This window comes from Planktothricoides raciborskii GIHE-MW2 (genome assembly GCF_040564635.1).
Classification (GTDB): Bacteria; Cyanobacteriota; Cyanobacteriia; order Cyanobacteriales; family Laspinemataceae; genus Planktothricoides; species Planktothricoides raciborskii.
Genome location: NZ_CP159837.1, coordinates 2,989,683 through 3,011,735, shown reverse-complemented (window position 1 = coordinate 3,011,735; position 22,053 = coordinate 2,989,683). Strand labels below are relative to the sequence as shown.

Here is a 22,053-nt window from a genome sequence, read left to right as displayed (position 1 = left end):
TTTCGCCCCTACTGAACCACGGTAGGGCGTGATCTTGACCGTATTTAATTTAATATTGTAGGGGCGAATGGCCATTCGCCCCTACACTGCGGTCATGCTTCGCCCCTACAAATGCTTTGTGGTTTACTCGCGGAGAAAATTGCGCTCTTGCGATCGGTCTTAGAGAGTATCTTTCAGAAAGCCGCTGTAAGCTTCCATTCCGTGTTCGCCAATATCCAAACCAGTTTTTTCCTCTTCTTCGGTGACGCGAATTCCCAAAGTCGCCTTCAGAATTAACCAAAAAGCAGTGGACAATAACACAGTCATGCCACCCACGGAAACAACACCGAGGATTTGTGCGCCCAGTTGAGCGAAACCGCCACCAAACAATAATCCATTTTCCTGATGAAATAGACCCACGGCCAAAGTTCCCCACACCCCATTCACCAAGTGAACGGAAGTCGCACCCACCGGGTCATCAATCTGGATTTTGTCAAAGAATGGCACCGCAAAGACCACCAGGATGCCGCCAATTAAACCAATGATCGCCGCAGAGGGGACACTGACAACATTGCATGACGCAGTAACCGCTACCAGACCCGCCAGAATGCCGTTAATAATCATGGACAGATCCGGCTTACCAAGATATAACCAGGCCACCAAAGTAGCCGCGACTCCCCCAGTAGCACCAGCCATATTTGTCGTCAAGGCAATATGAGCAATATCCTGATTTACTTCCATTGTGGAGCCAGGGTTAAACCCAAACCAGCAGATCCAGAGAATCAAGCAGCCCAATGTGGCAATACTGAGGTTGTGACCGGGCATTGCCGTGGGGATGCCATCTTGATACTTGCCCAGGCGTGGGCCGAGGATCGCTGCACCCATCAGCGCTGCCCAACCGCCGACGGAGTGAACGGCGGTTGAACCGGCAAAATCTAAAAATCCTAAGACGGTTTCGCCGGTATCGGGATCGGTTTTTAAGCTGGAAAGCCAGCCACCACCCCAGATCCAATGTCCGGTAATCGGGTAGGCGATGCCCACCAATAAAATCGAGAAAATTAAAAAGTCAACAAATTTGACTCGTTCCGCCACCGCACCAGAAACGATGGTGGCCGCAGTTCCCGCAAAGGCGACTTGAAATAAGAATTTAGCGGCCAGGGGCACTCCTGTCCAACTTAAAGAGCTAAATATCCCTTGATAGTCATCACCCGTGGCGGGACTATTGTCTGGACCGATCAAAAAAAAGCCTGTGGTGCCCATAAAGCCATTGCCGTCCCCAAACATGAAGGCAAACCCGATCGCCCAAAAGGTGACTGTGGCTAGGGCAAAGACAATCAGGTTTTTGGATAAGATATTGACGGCATTTTTTTGGCGGCAAAAGCCGGTTTCCAGCATACAGAAACCAGCATTCATAAAGATGACAAAAATCGAGGCAATCACCACCCACATGGTATCTAGGCCAATTTTCATGTTGGCCAATTGTTCTTCCTGAGTCGGTGGGGCATCTTGGGCAACAGCGGCATAGGCTGAAACCAAGAGAATGATGCTGGCTAAGGGAATACAAGCTTGCCAATTTGGAGACAGTCGCCGAATGGCAACGGTCAACTGCTGGAAAGATTTGCCCAGTCGCCCAAAAAAACCATGATAGCGCTGGGCGTTCTCCAGGGGCGATGAGTTCCGGGACGCTGCGCGAACGCGCTGAGAAGTGCGGTTTAATTTTTTCTGTACTGTCAGTTTAGATGTCATTGCTTAGACGTTGTTTCATAATGGAATCTATACATAAGCTTGATGGAGTGGCTTTGAATTATCTCAGACTTTCAGGTAAAAAGTCAGTTTGCTTGACGATCGGTAAACAGAAAAACGTCTAGCAAGAAGCATTAAGCCTTTTAACTGGGTGATTATCTTGCGAGCTTCGTGAAATCGAATTCCACACAGGGAAGGATAGAGGATAAAGGATAAAGGATAAAGGATAGAGGATAGAGGATAGAGGATAGAGGATAGAGGATAGAGGATAGAGGATAGAGGATAGAGGAAAATTCTCTCCTCTCTTTTCTCTCCTGGCTGTTTGATGGCTGGGGTGGTTGGCTTTGTTTGTTTGTTGGGCCAAGATATCCCCGTCCATCACAACTTTTCACCACAGAAAAAACACCAAGCTTTAAGTAAAGAACATCTCATCATGTTCACATAATATTTCTGTATCACGAAATACAATTAATCGGTGGTGAGATGGGATCCATAAACGGCTCGTGGGTGCAAAATTTGGCAACGATGCTTTTTTATTTCATTTCGGCTAGGTATTGTTGCGACCCCAACTGTTCCAGGCGTTCTTGTTTTTGCAGTACGGATTCCGTTAAGCTCTGGCGATATTGTTGGACTTGCTCTAATAATTCCGGTTGATGCGCTGCCAGGATTTGCACGGCTAATAATCCCGCATTGGTGGCATTACCGATCGCTACTGTGGCTACGGGAATGCCGCTGGGCATTTGCACAATGGAGTAGAGAGAGTCCACCCCTTGCAGGTTTCGAGTGGCTACGGGAACCCCAATCACCGGCAATGGAGTTAAGGACGCCACCATTCCCGGTAAGTGAGCCGCCCCTCCTGCCCCAGCAATGATGACTTTGATGCCGCGTTGATGGGCGGTGGTGGCATATTCCACCATGCGGTGGGGAGTGCGGTGGGCAGATACGATCGCTACTTCGCAGGGGACGTTGAATTGTTGGCAAATGGCGATCGCGGTTTGCATGGTGGGCAAATCGGAATCGCTGCCCATGATAATTCCTACTTGTGCTTGTGTCATTGGTTATGATTGATCCTGATTTAATGGTGAGAACGTGATGACTGAAGCAATAGCCCCCGAAATCGTCTCTGGCAATTCTGACAATTTGCATCTTATCAATGCTCGACTCCCTCGGCAGTCGGGCTTATTTTATTTGTGCTTGAATCACGGGGCGATCGCCGATATGGGTTTAATGGCCGATTGCCCTGTGGGGGAAAAGTCCCCCTGTGTCGATCTGGCGGGGGATTGGCTGTCCTGCGGCGGCATTGATTTACAAATTAATGGGGGCTTAGGGTTGGCGTTTCCAGACTTGGAACCCCAAGATTACCCAAAACTGACAGAAATTTGTGCCTATCTTTGGCAGCAAGGGGTGGATGGATTTTTGCCCACTATTGTTACTACTTCCCCAGCTAAAATTCAGCGATCGCTCTCCACTTTGGCTGATTTTATGGCCACACAAGCATCCGATGATCCATTGGCGACTCAGGAAGCGAAAATTCTGGGCGCCCACTTAGAAGGGCCATTTCTCAACTATGAAAAACGCGGCGCCCATCCAGAGCAATATCTTTTACCACTAAATGTGGAAAATGTCAAGAGTATTTTAGGGGATTATGCTTCGGTGGTTAAGGTGATGACCTTGGCCCCGGAGTTAGACCCCACGGGAGAGGCGATCGCTTATCTCCGTTCCCTGGGCATTATTGTCAGTTTAGGGCATTCAATGGCTACATCCGCCCAAGCTAGTCAAGCCTTTGACCAGGGCGCCAGTATGATTACCCATGCTTTTAATGCTATGCCTGCGTTGCATCACCGGGAACCGGGATTATTAGGGGCGGCAATGGTGGATCCGCGAGTCCATTGCGGTCTGATTGCCGATGGTCAGCACGTTTGTCCGACTATGATTCAGGTGCTTTTGCGTGCTAGTCAAGGGGTCTTTTTAGTCAGTGATGCCCTGGCGCCCATTGGCTTAACCGATGGGGTTTATCCTTGGGATCGGCGGCAAATTGAGGTGAAGTCTGGCACTTGTAAGCTGCTGGATGGGACTTTGGCAGGCACCACTTTACCGTTGTTGTCTGGGGTGGAAAATTTGGTTAAGTGGGGTGTATGTGAGGTGGGAGAGGCGATCGCCCTGGCAACAGTAGCCCCCAGGAAGGCGATCGGTTTACCAGAAATGTCACCAGAAATGGCGATCGGGCAATCGAGTCCTTTGTTACGTTGGCACCAAGATCCAGTCACCGGACAGATTAGTTGGCAACGGTTAGCAGAAATTTCCCCCGGATAAATCAGACCATTCCCAGGGCAAAGACAGGGCAGGCGATCGGGGGTTCACCCCCGTGCCTAAAAACTTTCAAAAAATATTTATGCTATGATTTTTTTCAGAGGGACAGAAAATTTTATTTACTAAACTGACGCCTTGACTGATTTAATCCGTGATTATTCGCTGGAACTCAGCAAAACAGATCCCATTCATTTTATTAAAGCGTCAGGGATCATCAAACCTAGCCATTCAGCGATCGCCCTTGTCGTTGGTCAACGGTCAGCGATCGGCTATCCGCCGTCAGATTTTGTCGGGACAAATTGCCATTCGCCTCGATAAAATTTGATAGCTTCTCTAGGAAAAATGACAAGTTTTCATGTTGCCGATTCCCTTAAGCTGGTTCTCCTTTGCAAATACTAATCCATCGATGTATATCAACCTAAAACCCAACTATAAGGTTAATGAGTTAGATAACTTAAATTGTCAGCACCGGGAAGAAGTTTCTGATCAATTAATGATAATTTTACAAGATATTTTTATTTTGTATAATTCGTCAGAACCAAAAGAAATTATCTGCCAAACATCGGCGCGGTTGCTGATGAATAAAAAACCTATCTTCAAGTAAATTAAGTGTCATGCCGGTGATATTTCGGAGCCGGTCAATTTTTAGGTTAATCTTAGGTCTATATTTGGTTAGGGCTAAATGAGGCGATCCGACCCAAGGTAAGATCGCCGCACAGAAGTCCCGATTGTGGTAAATTGAAAGATTGAGACGATTTGAGTAACCCTCATAATACATGAACGCAGTAGACGATAAAACCATTGTTCGGGAGTATTTTAACTCCACCGGATTTGACCGCTGGAAGCGCATTTATGGCGATGGTCAAGTGAATAAAGTTCAGCTTGATATTCGCCAAGGTCATCAGCAAACCGTGGATCGTGTGATCGATTGGCTGAAAGCTGATGGAAATTTACAGGGGTTGTCCATTTGTGACGCCGGGTGTGGTGTTGGTAGCTTGAGTATTCCGTTGGCTCAAGCTGGCGCTATTGTCTATGGTAGCGATATTTCCCAGAAAATGGTGCATGAAGCTTACCAGCGAGCGTCTGCTGTTTTAACTCCCAACAATCATGTAAATTTTGCCGCCCAAGATTTGGAATCTTTAAGTGGGCGTTACCATACAGTGATTTGCCTGGATGTGCTGATTCACTATCCCCAAGAAAAAGCGGCGGATATGATTGGTCATTTGGCTTCAATGGCTGAGGATCGCTTGATTCTGAGTTTTGCACCGAAAACCCTCGCCCTGAGTGTGCTGAAAAAAATTGGCGAGTTGTTTCCCGGTCCGAGTAAAACCACTCGTGCTTATCAACATCGGGAAGCGGATATTGTCCGCATTCTAGAACAAAATGGTTTTACCATTGGGCGACAAACCATGACCAGCACTCGCTTTTATTATTCGCGATTGCTTGAGGCAATTCGTCGATAGGGTTAAGCGTTTAATTTCAGCGTTTAATTCTAGTAATTGGGGCTTTTTCTTAGGAAATTGCCCCGTTTATTTTTTTGAGGAAGATTTCACCTCGACCTTTGGTTGTCATCCCCAAAGCCCAGGATCTAAAATAAAAGCATCACGATATGCGATCGCCTGCGATCGGTCAACCTATGAAAGTCATTAAATTACTCTCTGGCAGTTTTCTTTTCGCTTTTGGTGGTTTATTTTTATTAGCAGCCTTGCTAATTCCTTTTGATAAAACCGAAACCCCAGAAGACAGAAATAGTGCGCTGCTTGGTTGCTTAATCCTCGGTTTGCCCATGACCACCGGGGGCAGTTTTCTCCTGTGGAGTGTGGCAGAAACTCATCGCCAAACAAAACGCGATCGCCTGCAATCCAGTTTTTATCAAATCCTCAAAGAAAATAATGGCGATATTACGGTTATGCGGTTAGCAATGGCGACCAAAGTATCCGGGGATGAAGCCCAACAGTTTTTAACGGAAAAAGCCAAGGAGTTTAATGCGGATTTTAAGGTTACGGAAAACGGCAGTGTTGTTTATAAATTTGATATATAATTTCTCATCAACGTTTGATATTTAATTAGGGGAATAAGTTAATGATAATGACGAAATTTTTTTTAGCGATCGCGGGGATTTTTGGGGGATTAGCCGTAATTCTGGGAGCTTTTGCCTCTCATGCTTTAAAAGAACAACTGAGTGAAAAATATTTGGCAATTTTTGAAACCGGCGTTCGTTATCAAATGTATCATGCATTGGCTCTATTATTAGTTGCCTTATTATTCACTCAGTTTCCCATCCCTCCAACGGCATTAGCGATCGCTGGATTTGCGTTTATTGCCGGAATTGTCATTTTTTCCGGTAGTTTATACGCCCTCAGTTTAACAGAAATTAAATGGTTAGGAGCGATTACGCCGTTTGGGGGTGTGGGGTTGATTATCGGTTGGGTTTGTTTAGTGGTTGCGGCATTTAATTTTAAGTAAATTAACTTACAGCAATTTTCTATTGAATCTACCACAAACACCTGTAGGGGCGAAGCATTCCGTAGGGGCGAATGGCCATTCGCCCCTACTACCGCTTGGGCTTCGCCCCCACTACCGCTTTGGCTTCGCCCCCGCGCCCAAAAGGGTTGCATTTTTAATGGGAAACGGTATAAATTAACGAGTGGTGTTCACCCATGCCGCCACCCCATCAGCGATCGCCCGGGCTAATTTTTGTTGTTCTTGGGGATTAGTAATCCATTCAAACTCATTGGGATTAATCATAAAACCCAATTCCATTAACACCGAAGGGGCAACCGTGGGACGAGTTAAGGCTAAATTATTCCAATACACCCCATAGCTAGGACGATTCAATTTTTCCACTAAATACTGATGCAAAAACACGGCTAAACTATGGGCTTGAGGATGATACCAAAAAGCTGCAATTCCCGCCGTATTCATGGCATCTCCGGCATCCGGCAGGGCATTATAATGGAGGCTAATCGCTAATTGGGGTTCTTTGGCGTCAATCATATTTACCCGGTCTTGAGGCCATAAATCATCATCTCCTTCGCGGGTCATTAACACCGTTGCCCCTAGTTTTTGTAACTCATCTCGCACTAATTTAGAAACAATTAAGGCGACATCTTTTTCGGGATAACCATTCGGCCCTCTTGCCCCCAAATCATTGCTACTGCCATGTCCCGGATCGAGCATAATAGTCATTCCCGCAAGAGGACGACTGCTGCCTCCGTTTAGTTTGGGGGGATGTCGCAAAGATAACACCAAGGTTGTGCCTTCATATCGGGTTTTATATCCCCATAATTGTTGCTGTTTCAAATTAAAAATATATTCCACTTGATTGGGTTGCGGTTGTCCCCAGTCTAAACGGGCGATCGCCGGGTCATCATCAAACCGGAAAGTATCCGTTTGGGCGGTGGTATTATGTAAGGTTAAAGTTAAGGTATTTGTTCCTTCTTTCACAGTGATGGGAACTGGAGTTTGCAGGGGAAAATAAATCTCTGTCCAACCATCGATTTGCCGAGAACGTAAACTCCGAATCATGGAATGGGCCGGCCCACCACTGGGCTGAATGTTTACTTCGTTATTTCTAATCCAAGCACCATAGTCTAAACGCAGCCATTCTCCTTCCCGACCTATAATTGCTGCCCGCGTTCCTTTGGGTAAAGGGGTTAAACGAGAATGATTGGTACTCGGTCCGGTTCTGGCAACTCCTGATTCGGCGGTGACTTCGGCGATTTGAAATTGGTTAGATGAAAGGATTTCCAGATTGCCTGGGGCGGTTTCTGTTTTCGTCTGACCATTCAGGGAAATGGTATATTGAGGTTTGCCTAAGTTTCCGGTTCGATTGGGTGCAGATAGACAACCTTCATAGTTAGTGGCACTGTTGTTAACTTCCGGTTGATTTTGGTCAATTAAGGCGGCAAGATTTGAAGGAAGAGTGACAATTTCTGATTGGGGCAATAGGGGAATGGTTTGACCGGAAAATTGCACCGAAACTTGGGCATTTGTAGCAGCGATCGCACTAAAACAAATTAAGTCTCCGGGCATTCGGGCGATATCCACAGCGGGAGTTAAAGAATTTTCGGCAAATCCCAAACCATCGGGCATTTTTGGGGCATTAGACTCGCGGATAATTCTAATGGTTAATTCTTGTCCTTGATGGGTTAAGGTAAAGACATTTTCCCCCATTTGTAAGGGCACCGTCGGGGCAAAATGACCGGCCGGACTGCGTTGAATTTTTTGGCCATTGACAAATACATCCCCGGTCGGTGGTGCTGTCCCAATTAAAAAAATTTGATGGGCAAAAGTTTTATGACCGTTGGAGGGATAAACCAAGGAAAGAGGTTGTTGTGCTTGCACTGGAGAAATTATCATTATCGATGCAACTGCCGCTGCTAATCCTAAAAATTTGTGCATTAGTTTGGTAAGTGAATCAAGAAAATCAAAGTGATATGCAGGGATCTGGTATGACCAAAGTCTCTACAGGGAAAGCGCGATCGCTTTTACTAAATCGCTCCTAATAAATACTATGACGATTATTGCACATCCGGCGAAAAAACTGGGTCATCTACTCAATGTAACATTAAGCATTAACCCATGTTGCTTTTATGAGCAATATTCTGTAAAATCAAATAATATTACATTTAGCCAGTTTTGGCGACAACACCGATAATCGATTACTGGGTAGTTTATTTTGATTAAACATTTGGGGCAAATGGCCTTGTGGGGCATCAAGGGTAAAATTGTATTCCGCATATTTTAGCCACTTGTTATTGACACGCCAGCCCACGCGATCGGCAAAAACACCATAGACTTCATTCGTAACTTCTCTGTTCCAGACTGCCGTATCCCAAATAGATTTTTGCACTGTAAAAGCAAACTTACCTTCACTATATTGTAACCATAATTGATTAATTTTGGCCAAATCTTCACAGGGGAAATTACCGATAGATGGTGAATCAAGCCAACCCTCTTTTTCCCTCCCAGCAATTTTCAGCATTAGATTGCGAGTTGCCTGATCCGCTTCTTGCCATTTTTTCGCTTTCAGGAAACTTTCAAGCTGAGAATAATCCATACTTACTGATATGGGAGGTAAAATCAATTCCTGGGGAAGTGATGGCAATGGTTGTGGTGTAGAATTTGGCAAATTCGGATCGGGAACAGGTGCGATCGCTTGAGGACTTGGATCTGGTGAATTAGTGATAACTGGAGTTTCTGAGTTTCTCTCTGATTTCGTCTCTGTTTTGGTCACATAATTTGCTTGTAAATTAGCCAAAAAAAACCCTACAAATACGCCAATACTTAAGATAATACCTGCGGATACTATTATTGGAAATAAATTAATTTTACTTTTGGCTTTATTTTGGTTTAATTCATCTATTTTATGCAAAAGTACCTGGGTATTCATTGGTCTATCCCCAGGTTTTGATGACATCAAAGCATCGATAAAATCTCCCAAAGTTGCAGAAATATTTGCATCCTGTCGCCACCGAAATACATTATTATAGGAATCGTAAAAATTAGCGGGATGTTGTCCCGTGAGTAAATGGACAAAAGTTCGCCCCAAAGCAAAAAAATCCGATTGCGGCACCGCTTGGGAATTCATTTGTTCCGGTGGAGTATAACCCGCAGAAACAACCGCAGTCACTTGATATCCCGAACCCATTTTTGCTAAATAAGTATAAGTCGCTTCTCGGGCTGTACCAAAATCAATTAAGACTAACTGCCCATCTTTTAACATAATGTTAGATGGCTTAATGTCCCGATGGAAATATTTCTGTTGATGCACCTGATGTAAGATTTCTGCCAGTTGCTTTAACCACGCGATCGCCTGTGCTTCAGAAATCGGATGATTGCCCTGTTGTTGCAGCCACTCTTCTAAGTTTAGTCCCTCGATTTTTTCCATCGCAATGCAATGCAATATCAACCCATGTCTAGTTTGATACTGAAAATAACCATCCACCTTGGGAATACCGGGATGCTGTAACTTGCTTAAAGCATTGGCTTCTTGTTGAAATAGTTCGACCGCTTTCGGATTATTATTCAGATGTTCTTTCAGGACTTTGAGGATTTTGGGGTTTCCTTGCTCCTCCGCTGCAAAAATTTTGCCAAAACCGCTATTATCCGTGAGGAGTCTTTTCACCCGATAGCGGTCTTTGATCAGTAGGTCAGAACCACAACTTTGACAATAGCGGTGATTAATATTGTCGGGGTGGTCTGGTTTTGAGCAACTGGGATTGATACACAAACTCATAGTTGGCCGTGAATGGGTGTGAATGCTTGCAATTTAATTGAGTATCAAGGTGATTTTATTTCTTTGACCCATGATAGCTTGAGCCAGTTTTGTCGGGCAGAAACCGGGGTGGTTTTCCCTTTACCTTTTCCCAGACCCCAGGGACTCAGGGACTCCAGAACCCGAGACTCAAGCAATCGCCTTTCCTTAAGGTCAAGCGGGGGTAAGCTAGAAGAAACCGGGTTTCTTGGCTCTGGGATATCTTTAAGAAATCTTTATATAAATGGTTTGACCCCTCTCCCCAAAAGTGATATATTGTGATATGTAGATGCACCCTGATGGTAGGGAGAGTCGCCAAGGAGACTCTCCCTTTTTTTGTTGGTTGTTGGTTGTTGTTTGTTGATTGTTGGTGGTTGGTGGTTGGTGGTTGGTTGTTGGTTGTTGGTTGCACCCCTGCTCCCCTAGGGCTGGTATGGCGCACCCCTGCTCCCTGGGAACTAAGGAAAACAACGAAAGAATCCCTACCCAACAACGAACAACAAACAACGAACAACAAACAACGAACAACATGCATAATCCCTACCCAACAACAACCAACAAACAACCAACAACGAGCAAGTTGATCTATAATCCCGATTGCGATACATAAAAGGTTGATCAACAGGCTGGAGAAAATTACATGACAGACTGGCAAGAGATTCCGGGTGGGATTACGGCGCCAAAAGGATATAAGGCAGCAGGGATTATTGCAGGGCTGAAACCTTCTGGGGCACCGGATTTGGCTTTGATTTGGTCGGAAGTGGATGCGATCGCGGCGGGGGTGTTTACCACGTCTCAAGTTCGCGCTGCTTGCGTAGATTATTGCCGCCAAAAATTAGAAGATAAACATACAGCCCGGGCAATTTTGTGTAATGCGGGTCAAGCGAATGCGGCAACGGGGGCCCAAGGGTGGGAAGATGCGATTGAATGTGCGGAACTGGTGGCAAACGCTTTGGCCATTTCCCCGGATTCCGTATTATTAGCATCTACTGGGGTCATCGGTCAACGAATTCGCATGGATGCCATGCGTAGTGGCATCCCTAAATTAGTTCCTGCCATGTCAGAAACCGGGTCTGATGCTGCGGCAAAAGCCATTGTCACCACGGATTTAGTCACTAAATCCATTGCCCTAGAAACCACTCTGCATGGGCGACCCGTTCGCATTGGGGGCATTTGCAAAGGTTCCGGGATGATTCATCCTAACATGGCCACCATGTTAGCCTTTGTCACCTGTGATGCAATGGTGTCCTCTCATCTGTGGCAAGACATGGTGAAACGGGCCGCAGATCGCAGTTTCAACCAAATTACTGTAGATGGTGATACGAGCACCAATGATACGCTGATTGCTTTGGCAAATGGTCAATCTCGGACTCCAGCGATTACCGAACCAGGCCCCGATGCGGATAAAATTGAGGCGATGTTAACCGCAGTTTGTCAGCATTTGGCAAAGGCGATCGCCCGTGACGGAGAGGGGGCAACCTGTTTAATTGAATGCCAAGTCAGCGGGGCGCCTGATGATGCGGCTGCCCGCCAAATTGCCAAAACCGTAGTTGGGTCTTCTTTGGTCAAATCAGCGGTTTTTGGTCGTGACCCGAACTGGGGCCGCATTGCGGGGGCGGCAGGTCGCGCTGGGGTAATTTTCGATCAAAATAACCTACAGATTAAACTAGGAAATTTCCTATTAATGGAAAACGGACAACCTCAAACTTTTGACCGCCAAGCTGCCAGCGATTATCTCAAACAAGCGGCAGCGGGTGAATATCTGAAAGGAGATACGGTGTTAATTTCCGTCAGCATTGGCAATGGTTCTGGTTCTGGGGTTGCCTGGGGCTGTGACCTTAGCTATGACTATGTGAAGATTAATGCGGAATATACCACTTAATTGGGGATAATTTATTTCTCGATTTTTTCTCTGTGTTCCTCTGTGTCTCTGTGGTTTTTTTCTCTAGAAATTTACCACAGAGACACAGAGGACACGAAGTTTAAACTGGGGTATGACCCAACCAAGGATCGATAATCTGCCTAATTTCGGCGATGCGATCGCGATGCGTAAACACCGAAAAATCAGTCACAATAGATTCTGGGATATTTGTTTCATCTTCGTTGACTCCTTCATTACTCATTAATTCAAACAAACTCCTTTGAATATATTGATCTTCCCATTGTCGGCGGTGTTCGCTGTAATCTCCCATTGGTTTAAGACCACGGTGAAATCGTTCTAGAATTGTCGCAAAAGCTTCAGGACTACTATCAACCCCAATCCAATTTCTTTGCAGTTCATCAGCCACCGCTAAAGTTGTGCCAGAACCAGCAAAACAATCTAAAACCAAATCCCCTGGATTGGAAGAAGCTGCCACAATTCGACGTAATAAATCTGGATTTTTCTCAGTGGGATATCCCGTAATTTTGATATTTTGATTATGGGCATCGCGAAAATCTAGCCAAATATCTTGAACCCCCACTCCTGGATGTTGATCCAGATAAACTTTCCTGCGCGGATTGCCATTTTTAGACCAGAATATCTCACCTTTGGCATCCATTTCATCTAATTTTGCTGGGGGATATTGCCAGTGTTTTCCAGGAGGTGGTAAAATACCTCGCCAGGGTTTACCTGTTTCCCCATTTCTAGTACCCGGAGCATGAAGCGGCACCTTCATAAATCTCCGCCCAGTTTCAGGTTCAATATATTGATATTCTTTGAGACTTTTTTCTGAAAGTTTCTCTACAGGAAGATTCCAGATATATCGATCTGTTTTTGTGTAGAATAAAATAAAATCAGCGGTTTTTCCGTAGGCTTTGCGGGTATAGTTTTTTGGGTTACATTTCTGGCGGATAATCAGGTTTCTATAGTTTGGCGCTCCGAAAATTTCATCTAAAATAATCTTAGCGGCAAAAATCATTTTTTCATCAAGGTGAAGGTATAGGGAGCCTTGGTCAGATAAAATTTCATGGAGCAGAATTAGGCGATCGCGTAAAAAATCGATAAATTCGCTGCCGGTAAGATTATCTGAGTAAGCTTGCCGTTGTTTGCGTGAAACAAACTCACTTTGAGTAGCAAACGGTGGATCGATATAAATTAGCTTAACTTGCCCTTTAATAGATTCATCCTTGAGCAAACATCTGAGAATATCCAGATTATCGCCAAAGTATAATCGCTTTTGATCTAGTCCTTGATGTATCTTTAACAAAGGGATTGTTTTCCCCTCAAGCACTTGCTGTCTGGATTTTTTATCCGGGTATTGCAGAGTCAACGGGGGGCTGTCAACTTCTGTTTTTTGCCTGGGAATACCTATTGCCATATTATTTGCTCTAATTATCTTTGCTCTAATTATCAATTAATTGCGAATGCTTAAGCAAGAAGCCAATCGACTGTTAAACGTTCCTCGATCGTTCTCAGCGTAATTACTTTAACTAATCCAGGCCAATAATTTTCTAAATTTGCATAATCATTCCACATCGATCCCAGGATCAAACCTGGCCTATCATTTAGAAAAATAATCTTGAGTTTGACATGATTTTATTTAGCATATCTCTATGTTTATGTATTTTTTTATCTCTATAAATTAAATAAAAAATTAAAGAATATTCAACTGCAATTTTATTTTTGTCATCCCCCCTTGCAAAGGGTGAGAAAGGGGGGATTAAATGATGTGTTTATTTCCACTAAGGTGTGTTACGGCTGGAATAAAAGTTAATTTTTTATGCCAAAGTTAATTGCCAGCAAACACGCACCCTACGAAGATGGAAACACTGATGACAAAGAAACCCCTAACCAACCTTTAAAGTTATTTAATTCCTGAGTAGTTGGGTCTTTTACTGGAACTAATTTATAAGAATTAGGTTTGGGTTGACCGAGAACCACTGAAACTGTCCGCAGTTGGTCTTGATGGAACAAACTAATGGAAATGGTGTTACCGGGTTGATAATCTTTCAGTCGTTCCAGAAGTTGTTCCCCATTGACACGAATTCCCTCAATAGCAAGTAGCTCATCTTCGGGATCGATTCCGGCTTTTTGGGCTGGAGATCCGGTTTCGACAAATTTGACGATGGTTTTGCTATTTTCGGTTTTAGCGGTTAAACCCAGAAATGGAATTGCTTCGGAGTTTCCATTAGCTTGAACTTTCAGCCCAAAGGGTTTAAGATATTGATTTAAGGGTAATTCTTCAGTGCTATGCAGACAGAGTTGCCAAAAATCGTCTAAATTGACATTAGCAACCGATTCAATGATATTGCAGAGTTGTTCTGGGGTATAGCCGATTTCGGGAATGCCAAATTTTTGCCATAAGATTTGCATTACATTGTCGAGCGATCGCTGATTATTGTGCCGTTCCCGAATTAACAAATCGAGCAACAATGACACCAGTTCTCCTTTTAAGTAATAGGAAATTTGGGAATTGTCGCTATTGGCATCGCGGCGATAAAGTTTAATCCAAGCATCCCAACTGGACTCACTTAATGGCTGTACCAGTCTTCCGGGAATATTCAAAAAGCGGTTAATATCCTTACTTAAATTGTCTAATAACGTTTTGGCATCATAAACTCCCGATCGCCAAGGTAATATGACATCGTAATAACTGGTAGTGCCTTCGCAAAACCAGAGACAAGAGGTGTAATTTTCTTGGTCATAGTCAAATACTTCTAAGGCTTTGGGACGAATCCGCCGGACGTTCCACAGGTGAAAGAATTCATGGGCAACTAGCTGCATAAATTGGTTATATTTGTCTTTGGCGCGAAACCCAAAGCGTTGATAAATTAATGAGCAGCTATTTTTATGTTCCAATCCCCCATAGCCATCGCTGGTTAAGTGCAGGATAAACAGATAGCTTTCATAAGGCAACCCCCCAAATAATTCCGCTTCCGCTTTGATAATTTTTTCTATGTCTGCGATCGCGGTTCTGGCTTGAAAATTATTCCCTTGTCCCCAAATCGCCAGTTCGTGGGGTTTCTCCAACACTTCAAAGTAATGGGATTCATGGGTGCCAATCTCAAACGGACTATCAACTAATGTATCAAAATCAGCCGCAATAAACGTATGGCGATATTCCGGCAATGGGGGTAAAGCGCAGGAAATTCGCCAGCTTGATTCTGGCGTAATAATAGTTACTTGAATCGGATATTTTTCAAATCCCACCAGATACAGAAAAGTGGCCGCGCCGTTAAAATAAGCATGAGTTTGATCCAAGTGATTGGTGCGAACGGTCAGTTCATTGGCAAATATCCGATAATGCACCGTGATATCCGTAATGCCCGTAGTGTCAATTTGCCAGTGATTTTTGCTTTTTTTGCACCAGGGGATCGATCGCTCATCGATATCTAACACCGTAAAATCTTGGAGATTCTTGGCATATTCGCGGACTAAATAAGAACCAGGAGTCCACACCGGCATTTTTAGATCCATCACCGATGCCTGCCAATCTTGCACTCGCAACCTTACCTCATAAAGATGGGATTCAGGCTGATGCATCGCCACCTGGTAGGAAATCATCGGGGTGATTTTTGCGGGGCTATCTGAGAGAATTTTCTTTACTACTGTCATGGGATTTGGTAAAAAAGATTACAAGGCTAAATAATACTAAATTAAACGCTCAATTAGCGCTCAATTAACACTCAATTAAACACTCAATTAAACGGTCAATTAAACGGTCAATTAAACACTAAATGCTATCGTGGCAAATTCATCTGTTCAGGTAACCCGGTTGTAAGCCATCAGGGGGCAATCTCATCCCAAAGGTGAAGGAATAAACCGGGTTTTTGTGTTAGTCCAGTCAGTTCTGTTCAGAAGAAGCAGATTAAACGTGGCCAGCTAACTGAGTTAACTGCTTCAGATTAATTAAATACATAGCCTTTTGTGACTCATCAATTTTGATCCAGCCTTTATCCAGTAACTTTTGCATAATTTTTTTGGTTTCTTCCAAACCGATATCGGTGACATCGGCCAAATCTGTGAAAGGAATATTATAAATTTCCGTTCCTTTCTCCGTGGGTTGACCATAGTTTTCAGCTAAATTCACCAAAGTATTAGCCAACTTAACCGCTGGGGGACGGTTACGGATTTGAAACCGCAAGTTTGTTTGCCGCAGTCGCTTGACCATTAGCTGCAACATTCGATGATGAAGTTGAGCGTCTTTAAACAAAATCTGAATAAATCTCTGGGCCGAGAGGCTGAGTAACTCCACAGGAGATAAAGCAATTACATCCGTAGAACGAGGCGATTCATCTAAAATTGCCATTTCGCCAAAGAAATCACCTCGACCTAAAATGGCCAATGTCACCACACTATCTCCAGAAAGTCGTCTAACTTTCACCCAGCCCGATGCCACAAAGTAAACGGCATTGCCCCAGGAATCTTCCATTAAGACGGCTCGGTTGGCTGGATATTCGTGTTCATCGGTGACAGACGATAGCCATTCCAAGGTTTCTGGATTGGCGGAATTAAAGAGGGGAAATAGCTCACTAAAAGCTTCGGTGTCCATGAAAGCTGTTTTAACTGTTTTAAAATATAAGGTCGCCAGAATTTCCGGTGGACGACAGTTTAAATTGTCGGGTTCCACACGCTACAGATAACTTTCCAGATGAATCTTTTACAGGAAACTAGCGCTGTCGGTTTTTTCATCAATTTGGGGTTATCTGTTTATTGCTGTACAGCGCGATCAGGGGTGTCCTAGGGATTTCCTGTTCTAGTACAAGCATTCTTGTGTGTCATTTTACCTTGTAGGTGCGGTTGTCAAGTGAGTTTATCCCCGGTCACTCAGGCTAGATCAAAAATAACGATCAAATGCCGGTAATATTTATGTCCGAGAAATTTCTCCGCCCCGATCGCAGCGAGGTGGTTAACTAAACCAGATTAACCCACCTAAAATCAGCACACTGGCACCAAGGGCGACCCAAATAAATTGATTATCTTTGGTATTCACTTGGGACAGATCCACGGGTTCGGGTTCCGCAGGCGGGCGCTTGGGTTCCCGGCGTTTGGGCTTTGGGGCTTCGCTGACTTGGCGAAATTTGGCCTCACTTTCATCGAGTTTACTCAAATCGGGAATTTCTACCCGCCATTCTGGGTGCATCCGCAATTGGGGTGCTTCTAAAATTGCCAATAACCGACGGGCTTGTTTGCGGGTTTCAATATAAGGATGACGAGTCAGTGTTTGACAAAGGGCGATCGCTTTTGCCCCTTCTCCTGATGCTTCATAAGCCGTCACCAACCATATTTGCACTTCGCCGCCAAACCGAGTGGTTTTTTCCACCAAACCAGTCGCCGTTTCTAGGTGTTTGATGGCTTGGCGGTACTGACCGCGTTCAAAGGCATAGCGACCTGTCTTGTACTCATTTTGGATTCGCTCTAATTTTTCTGAATTCATCGAATGAAGTTTTACAATAAGTTTTACAATAAAATTAAATATCCTGGAATCGTTGATCGACGAATGTCAACCAAAATCTCTCGTATTTTTAGGTTGGCTGGCACGAAGTCAAACCCAACTTACGCAAAAAAAATCCGCAAAAATAGGCAGCAAAAGCAATAATCATTTCTCCTTTGGTTTATGATTTAGGCAAGAATGTTTACATTCAGGGCATACATTCAGGGCATACATTCAGTGTCGAAGGGATTCAGTGTCGAAGTGAGTTGGATTATCTATCAAATAATGATTTCTAATTTTTTCCCACCTCTAATGGAATATTCAGTGCGAGATTGCTACGCAACGTGATCGCTTCGGTTGCATCCGCAACGCCGAAGCGATCGCCTTCGATATCCTTTAATCTCTGATTATGCTGATATGCTGAGGAATTGGCGCGTAAGTTAAATTAACTTTATCAAAATCATAAAATATTTAAGCATACATTATATGTTACGATATGTAACAATAAATGCAGCAGATAAACAAAATCACTCTTTAGGAGGCCATAGATGGTAATGCTTGCCGAGAAGGCCCAACCCAGACTGACGATCGCCACTGAAGCGATCGCCGAGAATACCCAGACTATTCGCTGTCTGGACTGGGATCGCGATCGCTTTGACATTGAATTTGGTCTACAAAATGGCACTACTTACAACTCGTTTTTAATTCGCGGGGAAAAAACTGCCCTGGTTGATACCTCTCATGCCAAGTTCCGCGAGCAATATCTCGCCATATTGAAAGGCTTGATTGACCCCCAGGAGATTGATTATTTAATTATCAGCCACACGGAACCCGACCACAGTGGTTTGGTAAAAGACTTGCTGGAACTGGCCCCACAGATTACCGTGGTGGCGTCTAAAGTGGCGATTCAATTTTTGGAAGGCTTTATTCACAGGTCTTTTGAACGCATCCAAGTAAAAAGCGGCGATACCTTGGATTTAGGCAACGGTCACGTGATTGAATTTGTTTCCGCGCCCAACCTCCATTGGCCGGACACCATTTTGAGCTACGATCGCAAAACCCAAACCCTGTACACTTGTGATGTGTTTGGGATGCACTATTGCTCGGATCATACTTACGATGAAAACCTCAAAGCCATTGAAGCGGACTACCACTTTTACTATGAATGCTTAATGGCTCCCAATGCTCGGTCCGTACTCGGTGCCATCAAACGCATGGAAACTTTGGGTGAAATTACCACCATTTGCACTGGTCACGGGCCACTGTTGCGGCACAATTTACAAGAATTGGTGCGCCGTTACCAAACCTGGAGTGAAACCCAAACCCAAGGGGAAACCACCGTGGCGGTGTTTTACTTCTCTGACTATGGCTATAGCGATCGCCTCTCCCAAGCGATCGCCCACGGTATCACCAAAACCGGGGTGGCGGTGGAAATGCTAGATTTACGGACTGCTGATATCTACGAAGTCCGAGAATTAGCCAGTGAAGCCGCAGGTATCGTCATCGGTTCGCCACCAATTTCCGGGGTGGTTGGTGCAGACATTGCGGAAGCGGCGATCGGCACCATCAAAGCGTCGGTAAATAAAAAGCAAGTCTTTGGTTTGTTTGAATCTGGGGGTGGCAATGACCTATCAATTTATCCCCTGCAAAATGATTTTAAAGAGTTGGGATTGAAACAAATCTTTCCGAATATTCAGATCAAAGAAGTTCCCACGGAAGCCACTTATCAACAGTGTGATGAAGCGGGAACAGATATAGGCCAACAGGTGGGACTGAAGAAAGCAATCAAACAAATGAAGTCCCTCGATAGTGAGTTGGATAAAGCGTTAGGACGCATCAGCGGCGGACTTTATATTATTACCGCCAAAAAAGGCGATTTGAATAGTGCGATGTTGGCTTCTTGGGTATCTCAAGCCAGTTTTGAACCCTTGGGAATTACCATTGCTGTGGCCAAAGACCGGGCGATCGAAGCCCTGATGCAAGTAGGCGATACCTTTGTTCTCAATGTCCTCGCTGAAGATAACTATCAAGGCTTAATGAAGCACTTTTTAAAGCGGTTTGCCCCAGGGGCCGATCGCTTTGCCGGAGTGAAAACCCAACCGGCGAAAAATGGTTCTCCCATTCTTAGTGAAGCGGTGGCTTATCTCGAATGCGAAGTGGCCACACGGATGGATTTAAGCGATCACTGGATTGTCTATGCCACCGTTGACGATGGTCGGGTGAGCAACCCCGATGCTTCTCCAGCGGTTCACCACCGTAAAGTGGGCAATCATTACTAATTGCCAAAATAGAGATGCCTAGAAGAGAGAAGAGAGAAGAGAGAAGAGAGAATATCTTTCCTCTATTCTCTATTTTCTTTCCTCTCTTCTCTTTCCTATGCATCCTCTATCCTCTATCCTCTTTGATTGACATATTAGCCAATAATTCTGGTGAATTTATGACAGAAAATACCAAACCAAAAGATTTACAAATTGCCGTTATAGAACGAGAAACGAAGATTTTGCGATCGCGCACTTGGGATCGCTTAAAATTTGAAGTAGAATATAGCTTAGGCAAAGGCACCACCGCCAATAGTTATCTGATTCAAGCTGACCAAAGCGCCATCATTGACCCTCCGGGGGAATCATTCACCGAAAATTATCTGGAATCTTTGCAGTTACGGTTAGATTGGAATTCGTTGAATTATGTGATTATTCAACATTTCAATACCAATCGGGGAGCAACTTTAAAAGCTTTATTGGCCTTGTCGCCGCAAATTACTTTTGTTTGCTCCAATCCAGCGGCGATTAAACTACGAGAATATTTTGCCGAAGAAACATTAAATATTCAAGTAGTCCGAGGGGAAGATACCCTCGATTTAGGTCAAGGCCATCAATTACAATTTATTGCCAACCCCACCCCCAAATGGCCCGATAGTTTAATCACTTACGATCCCCTGACCCAAATACTATTTACCGATAAGTTTTTTGGCGCTCATATTTGCGGGGATCAAATTGCCGATGAAGGCTGGACAATTTATGACGAAGATCGGCGTTTTTATTTTGATTGTTTGCACGCCCCCCAAGCGAAACAAGTGATGGCAACGCTGGATAAAATCGCCGATTTACCGGCGATTAAACTATATGCCCCCGGTCACGGCCCATTAGTTCGCTATGGGATGACAGAATTAACCAGAAATTATCGCGAATGGTGTAGTCAACAAAAGTCACAAACGTTAAAAGTTGCCTTACTTTATGCTTCCGCTTATGGCAATACGGCCACCGTTGCCGGGGCGATCGCCAAAGGCTTAACTCGTGCGGGAATTGATGTAGATTCTATTAACTGTGAATCTGCCCAAGCATCAGAAATTCAAGCGACGATCGAACAATGCGACGGATTTATTATTGGTTCGCCCACCCTGGGAGGTCATGCCCCTACCCAAATTCAAAGTGCATTAGGAATTGTCCTGAATACGGCAGCCAAAAATAAATTAGCCGGGGTGTTTGGATCGTTTGGTTGGAGTGGGGAAGCGATCGACTTACTGGAAAGCAAACTAAAAGACGCGGGCTATCAATTTGGCTTTGACCCCATTCGCGTCAAATTTACCCCCACCGATGTTACTTTGCAAACCTGCGAGGAAGCCGCCATTGACTTTGCCCAAACCCTGAAGCGATCGCAGAAACTCCGCACCGCCAAACCCTCGGTGACTGCCGGAGGAAGCGATCGCACCGCCCAAGCTGTAGGTCGCATCGTCGGTTCCCTGTGCGTTGTTTCCGTCAAACGGGGAGATGTCACCAGCGGAATGTTAGCCTCTTGGGTTTCCCAAGCCACCTTTAATCCCCCCGGACTGACCATTGCCGTAGCCAAAGACCGGGCAATGGAATCCCTAACTCATAATGGGGATAAATTTGTTTTAAATATCTTGGCCGAAGGTCGGCAATTGCGAAAGCATTTTATGAAACGCTTTGCCCCAGGGGAAGACCGTTTTAGTGGCTTAAACACCACGGAAGCAGCAAATGGTTGTCCCATTTTGATGGACGCTCTGGCGTATTTAGAATGCGTGGTCAAAGACCGCATCGAATGTGGCGATCATTGGGTGATCTATGCGGTGGTTGAAAATGGCAAACTACTCAACGACAACGGCGTAACTGCCGTGCATTATCGCAATACTGGCAGCCATTATTAATTTGTTACTGGTTGTTGGTTATTGGTTGTTGGTTGTTGCCCCCCCTAGCCCCCCTAGCCCACCCTTCTAAGGTGGGGTTATTGGTTGTTGGTTATTGGTTGTTGGCTGACTGGTACGGGGTCAACGAGCCAATAACCACAAATAACAACTAACTAATAACCAATAACAACCATATCGGTTTTTTGCCAAAAAAATATAGCAGTTCGCGATGGTATAGTGACATACAACCCCTACAGTCGGTT

16 protein-coding genes are annotated in these 22,053 nt (G+C 44.7%); 7 read left to right on the top strand and 9 right to left on the bottom strand.

From position 1 onward, the window contains the following. Window positions 1-159: 159 nt before the first annotated feature. Both ABWT76_RS12705 and purE read right to left on the bottom strand, forming a co-directional pair. On the bottom strand, window positions 160-1,725 hold the full coding sequence (locus ABWT76_RS12705) for an ammonium transporter (RefSeq protein WP_054469122.1): 1,566 nt from the start codon (window positions 1,723-1,725) through the stop codon (window positions 160-162). Between the two features lie 530 nt (window positions 1,726-2,255). Then, complete coding sequence (gene purE, locus ABWT76_RS12700) at window positions 2,256-2,777, bottom strand: 5-(carboxyamino)imidazole ribonucleotide mutase (protein WP_354636209.1); 522 nt, start codon at window positions 2,775-2,777, stop codon at window positions 2,256-2,258. A gap of 37 nt (window positions 2,778-2,814) precedes the next feature. Between purE and nagA the strand changes: the two genes are divergently transcribed. After that, window positions 2,815-4,035: an N-acetylglucosamine-6-phosphate deacetylase gene (nagA, locus tag ABWT76_RS12695; protein ID WP_354636208.1), complete on the top strand. Its 1,221-nt coding sequence runs from the start codon at window positions 2,815-2,817 to the stop codon at window positions 4,033-4,035. A gap of 217 nt (window positions 4,036-4,252) precedes the next feature. Here the strand turns inward: nagA and ABWT76_RS12690 are convergent, their stop codons facing one another. Then, a complete protein-coding gene (locus tag ABWT76_RS12690; RefSeq protein WP_255353248.1) occupies window positions 4,253-4,381 on the bottom strand; it encodes a hypothetical protein in 129 nt (42 codons plus the stop codon). A 427-nt stretch (window positions 4,382-4,808) separates the two neighbouring features. Between ABWT76_RS12690 and bchM the strand changes: the two genes are divergently transcribed. From bchM to ABWT76_RS12675, 3 genes are all read left to right on the top strand, one after another. Further along, window positions 4,809-5,495: a magnesium protoporphyrin IX methyltransferase gene (gene bchM / locus ABWT76_RS12685; RefSeq protein ID WP_054469118.1), complete on the top strand. Its 687-nt coding sequence runs from the start codon at window positions 4,809-4,811 to the stop codon at window positions 5,493-5,495. A gap of 173 nt (window positions 5,496-5,668) precedes the next feature. Further along, window positions 5,669-6,073: a hypothetical protein gene (locus ABWT76_RS12680; RefSeq protein WP_054469117.1), complete on the top strand. Its 405-nt coding sequence runs from the start codon at window positions 5,669-5,671 to the stop codon at window positions 6,071-6,073. Between the two features lie 47 nt (window positions 6,074-6,120). After that, window positions 6,121-6,498: a DUF423 domain-containing protein gene (locus tag ABWT76_RS12675; protein ID WP_054469116.1), complete on the top strand. Its 378-nt coding sequence runs from the start codon at window positions 6,121-6,123 to the stop codon at window positions 6,496-6,498. A 174-nt stretch (window positions 6,499-6,672) separates the two neighbouring features. Here ABWT76_RS12675 and ABWT76_RS12670 read toward each other — a convergent pair whose 3' ends face one another. Next, window positions 6,673-8,394 (bottom strand): N-acetylmuramoyl-L-alanine amidase, encoded by a 1,722-nt coding sequence (locus tag ABWT76_RS12670; RefSeq protein ID WP_375340265.1) that lies wholly within the window; start codon window positions 8,392-8,394, stop codon window positions 6,673-6,675. Window positions 8,395-8,647: 253 nt separating this feature from the next. Further along, entirely contained in the window at window positions 8,648-10,273 is a 1,626-nt protein-coding gene (locus tag ABWT76_RS12665; protein ID WP_354636207.1) for a serine/threonine-protein kinase, read from the bottom strand. Window positions 10,274-10,931: 658 nt separating this feature from the next. Between ABWT76_RS12665 and argJ the strand changes: the two genes are divergently transcribed. After that, window positions 10,932-12,173, top strand: coding sequence for a bifunctional ornithine acetyltransferase/N-acetylglutamate synthase (gene argJ / locus ABWT76_RS12660; RefSeq protein WP_054469112.1), 1,242 nt, complete (start codon window positions 10,932-10,934; stop codon window positions 12,171-12,173). Between the two features lie 100 nt (window positions 12,174-12,273). Here argJ and ABWT76_RS12655 read toward each other — a convergent pair whose 3' ends face one another. From ABWT76_RS12655 to ABWT76_RS12640, 4 genes are all read right to left on the bottom strand, one after another. Continuing rightward, window positions 12,274-13,590: a site-specific DNA-methyltransferase gene (locus ABWT76_RS12655; protein ID WP_054469111.1), complete on the bottom strand. Its 1,317-nt coding sequence runs from the start codon at window positions 13,588-13,590 to the stop codon at window positions 12,274-12,276. 434 nt (window positions 13,591-14,024) lie between these two features. Then, window positions 14,025-15,827, bottom strand: a complete 1,803-nt coding sequence (locus ABWT76_RS12650; RefSeq protein WP_054469109.1) for a M61 family metallopeptidase — start codon at window positions 15,825-15,827, stop codon at window positions 14,025-14,027. A 253-nt stretch (window positions 15,828-16,080) separates the two neighbouring features. Further along, entirely contained in the window at window positions 16,081-16,764 is a 684-nt protein-coding gene (locus ABWT76_RS12645; RefSeq protein WP_054469128.1) for a Crp/Fnr family transcriptional regulator, read from the bottom strand. 357 nt (window positions 16,765-17,121) lie between these two features. Further along, entirely contained in the window at window positions 17,122-17,649 is a 528-nt protein-coding gene (locus tag ABWT76_RS12640; protein WP_054469108.1) for a tetratricopeptide repeat protein, read from the bottom strand. A 545-nt stretch (window positions 17,650-18,194) separates the two neighbouring features. Between ABWT76_RS12640 and ABWT76_RS12635 the strand changes: the two genes are divergently transcribed. Beyond that, window positions 18,195-19,925, top strand: a complete 1,731-nt coding sequence (locus ABWT76_RS12635) for a diflavin flavoprotein (RefSeq protein WP_054469107.1) — start codon at window positions 18,195-18,197, stop codon at window positions 19,923-19,925. A 158-nt stretch (window positions 19,926-20,083) separates the two neighbouring features. Next, complete coding sequence (locus ABWT76_RS12630) at window positions 20,084-21,811, top strand: diflavin flavoprotein (protein WP_054469106.1); 1,728 nt, start codon at window positions 20,084-20,086, stop codon at window positions 21,809-21,811. The last annotated feature ends 242 nt before the right edge of the window (window positions 21,812-22,053 follow it).

Coding starts and splice junctions, on each gene's coding strand:
- ABWT76_RS12680 (WP_054469117.1), top strand. CDS start 5,669: ATGAAAGTCATTAAATTACTCTCTGGCAGTTTTCTTTTCGCTTTTGGT.
- ABWT76_RS12635 (WP_054469107.1), top strand. CDS start 18,195: ATGGTAATGCTTGCCGAGAAGGCCCAACCCAGACTGACGATCGCCACT.
- ABWT76_RS12640 (WP_054469108.1), bottom strand. CDS start 17,649: ATGAATTCAGAAAAATTAGAGCGAATCCAAAATGAGTACAAGACAGGT.
- ABWT76_RS12645 (WP_054469128.1), bottom strand. CDS start 16,764: ATGGACACCGAAGCTTTTAGTGAGCTATTTCCCCTCTTTAATTCCGCC.
- ABWT76_RS12675 (WP_054469116.1), top strand. CDS start 6,121: ATGACGAAATTTTTTTTAGCGATCGCGGGGATTTTTGGGGGATTAGCC.
- ABWT76_RS12670 (WP_375340265.1), bottom strand. CDS start 8,394: ATGATAATTTCTCCAGTGCAAGCACAACAACCTCTTTCCTTGGTTTAT.
- ABWT76_RS12705 (WP_054469122.1), bottom strand. CDS start 1,725: ATGACATCTAAACTGACAGTACAGAAAAAATTAAACCGCACTTCTCAG.
- ABWT76_RS12655 (WP_054469111.1), bottom strand. CDS start 13,590: ATGGCAATAGGTATTCCCAGGCAAAAAACAGAAGTTGACAGCCCCCCG.
- ABWT76_RS12630 (WP_054469106.1), top strand. CDS start 20,084: ATGACAGAAAATACCAAACCAAAAGATTTACAAATTGCCGTTATAGAA.
- argJ (WP_054469112.1), top strand. CDS start 10,932: ATGACAGACTGGCAAGAGATTCCGGGTGGGATTACGGCGCCAAAAGGA.
- ABWT76_RS12665 (WP_354636207.1), bottom strand. CDS start 10,273: ATGAGTTTGTGTATCAATCCCAGTTGCTCAAAACCAGACCACCCCGAC.
- purE (WP_354636209.1), bottom strand. CDS start 2,777: ATGACACAAGCACAAGTAGGAATTATCATGGGCAGCGATTCCGATTTG.
- bchM (WP_054469118.1), top strand. CDS start 4,809: ATGAACGCAGTAGACGATAAAACCATTGTTCGGGAGTATTTTAACTCC.
- nagA (WP_354636208.1), top strand. CDS start 2,815: ATGACTGAAGCAATAGCCCCCGAAATCGTCTCTGGCAATTCTGACAAT.
- ABWT76_RS12650 (WP_054469109.1), bottom strand. CDS start 15,827: ATGACAGTAGTAAAGAAAATTCTCTCAGATAGCCCCGCAAAAATCACC.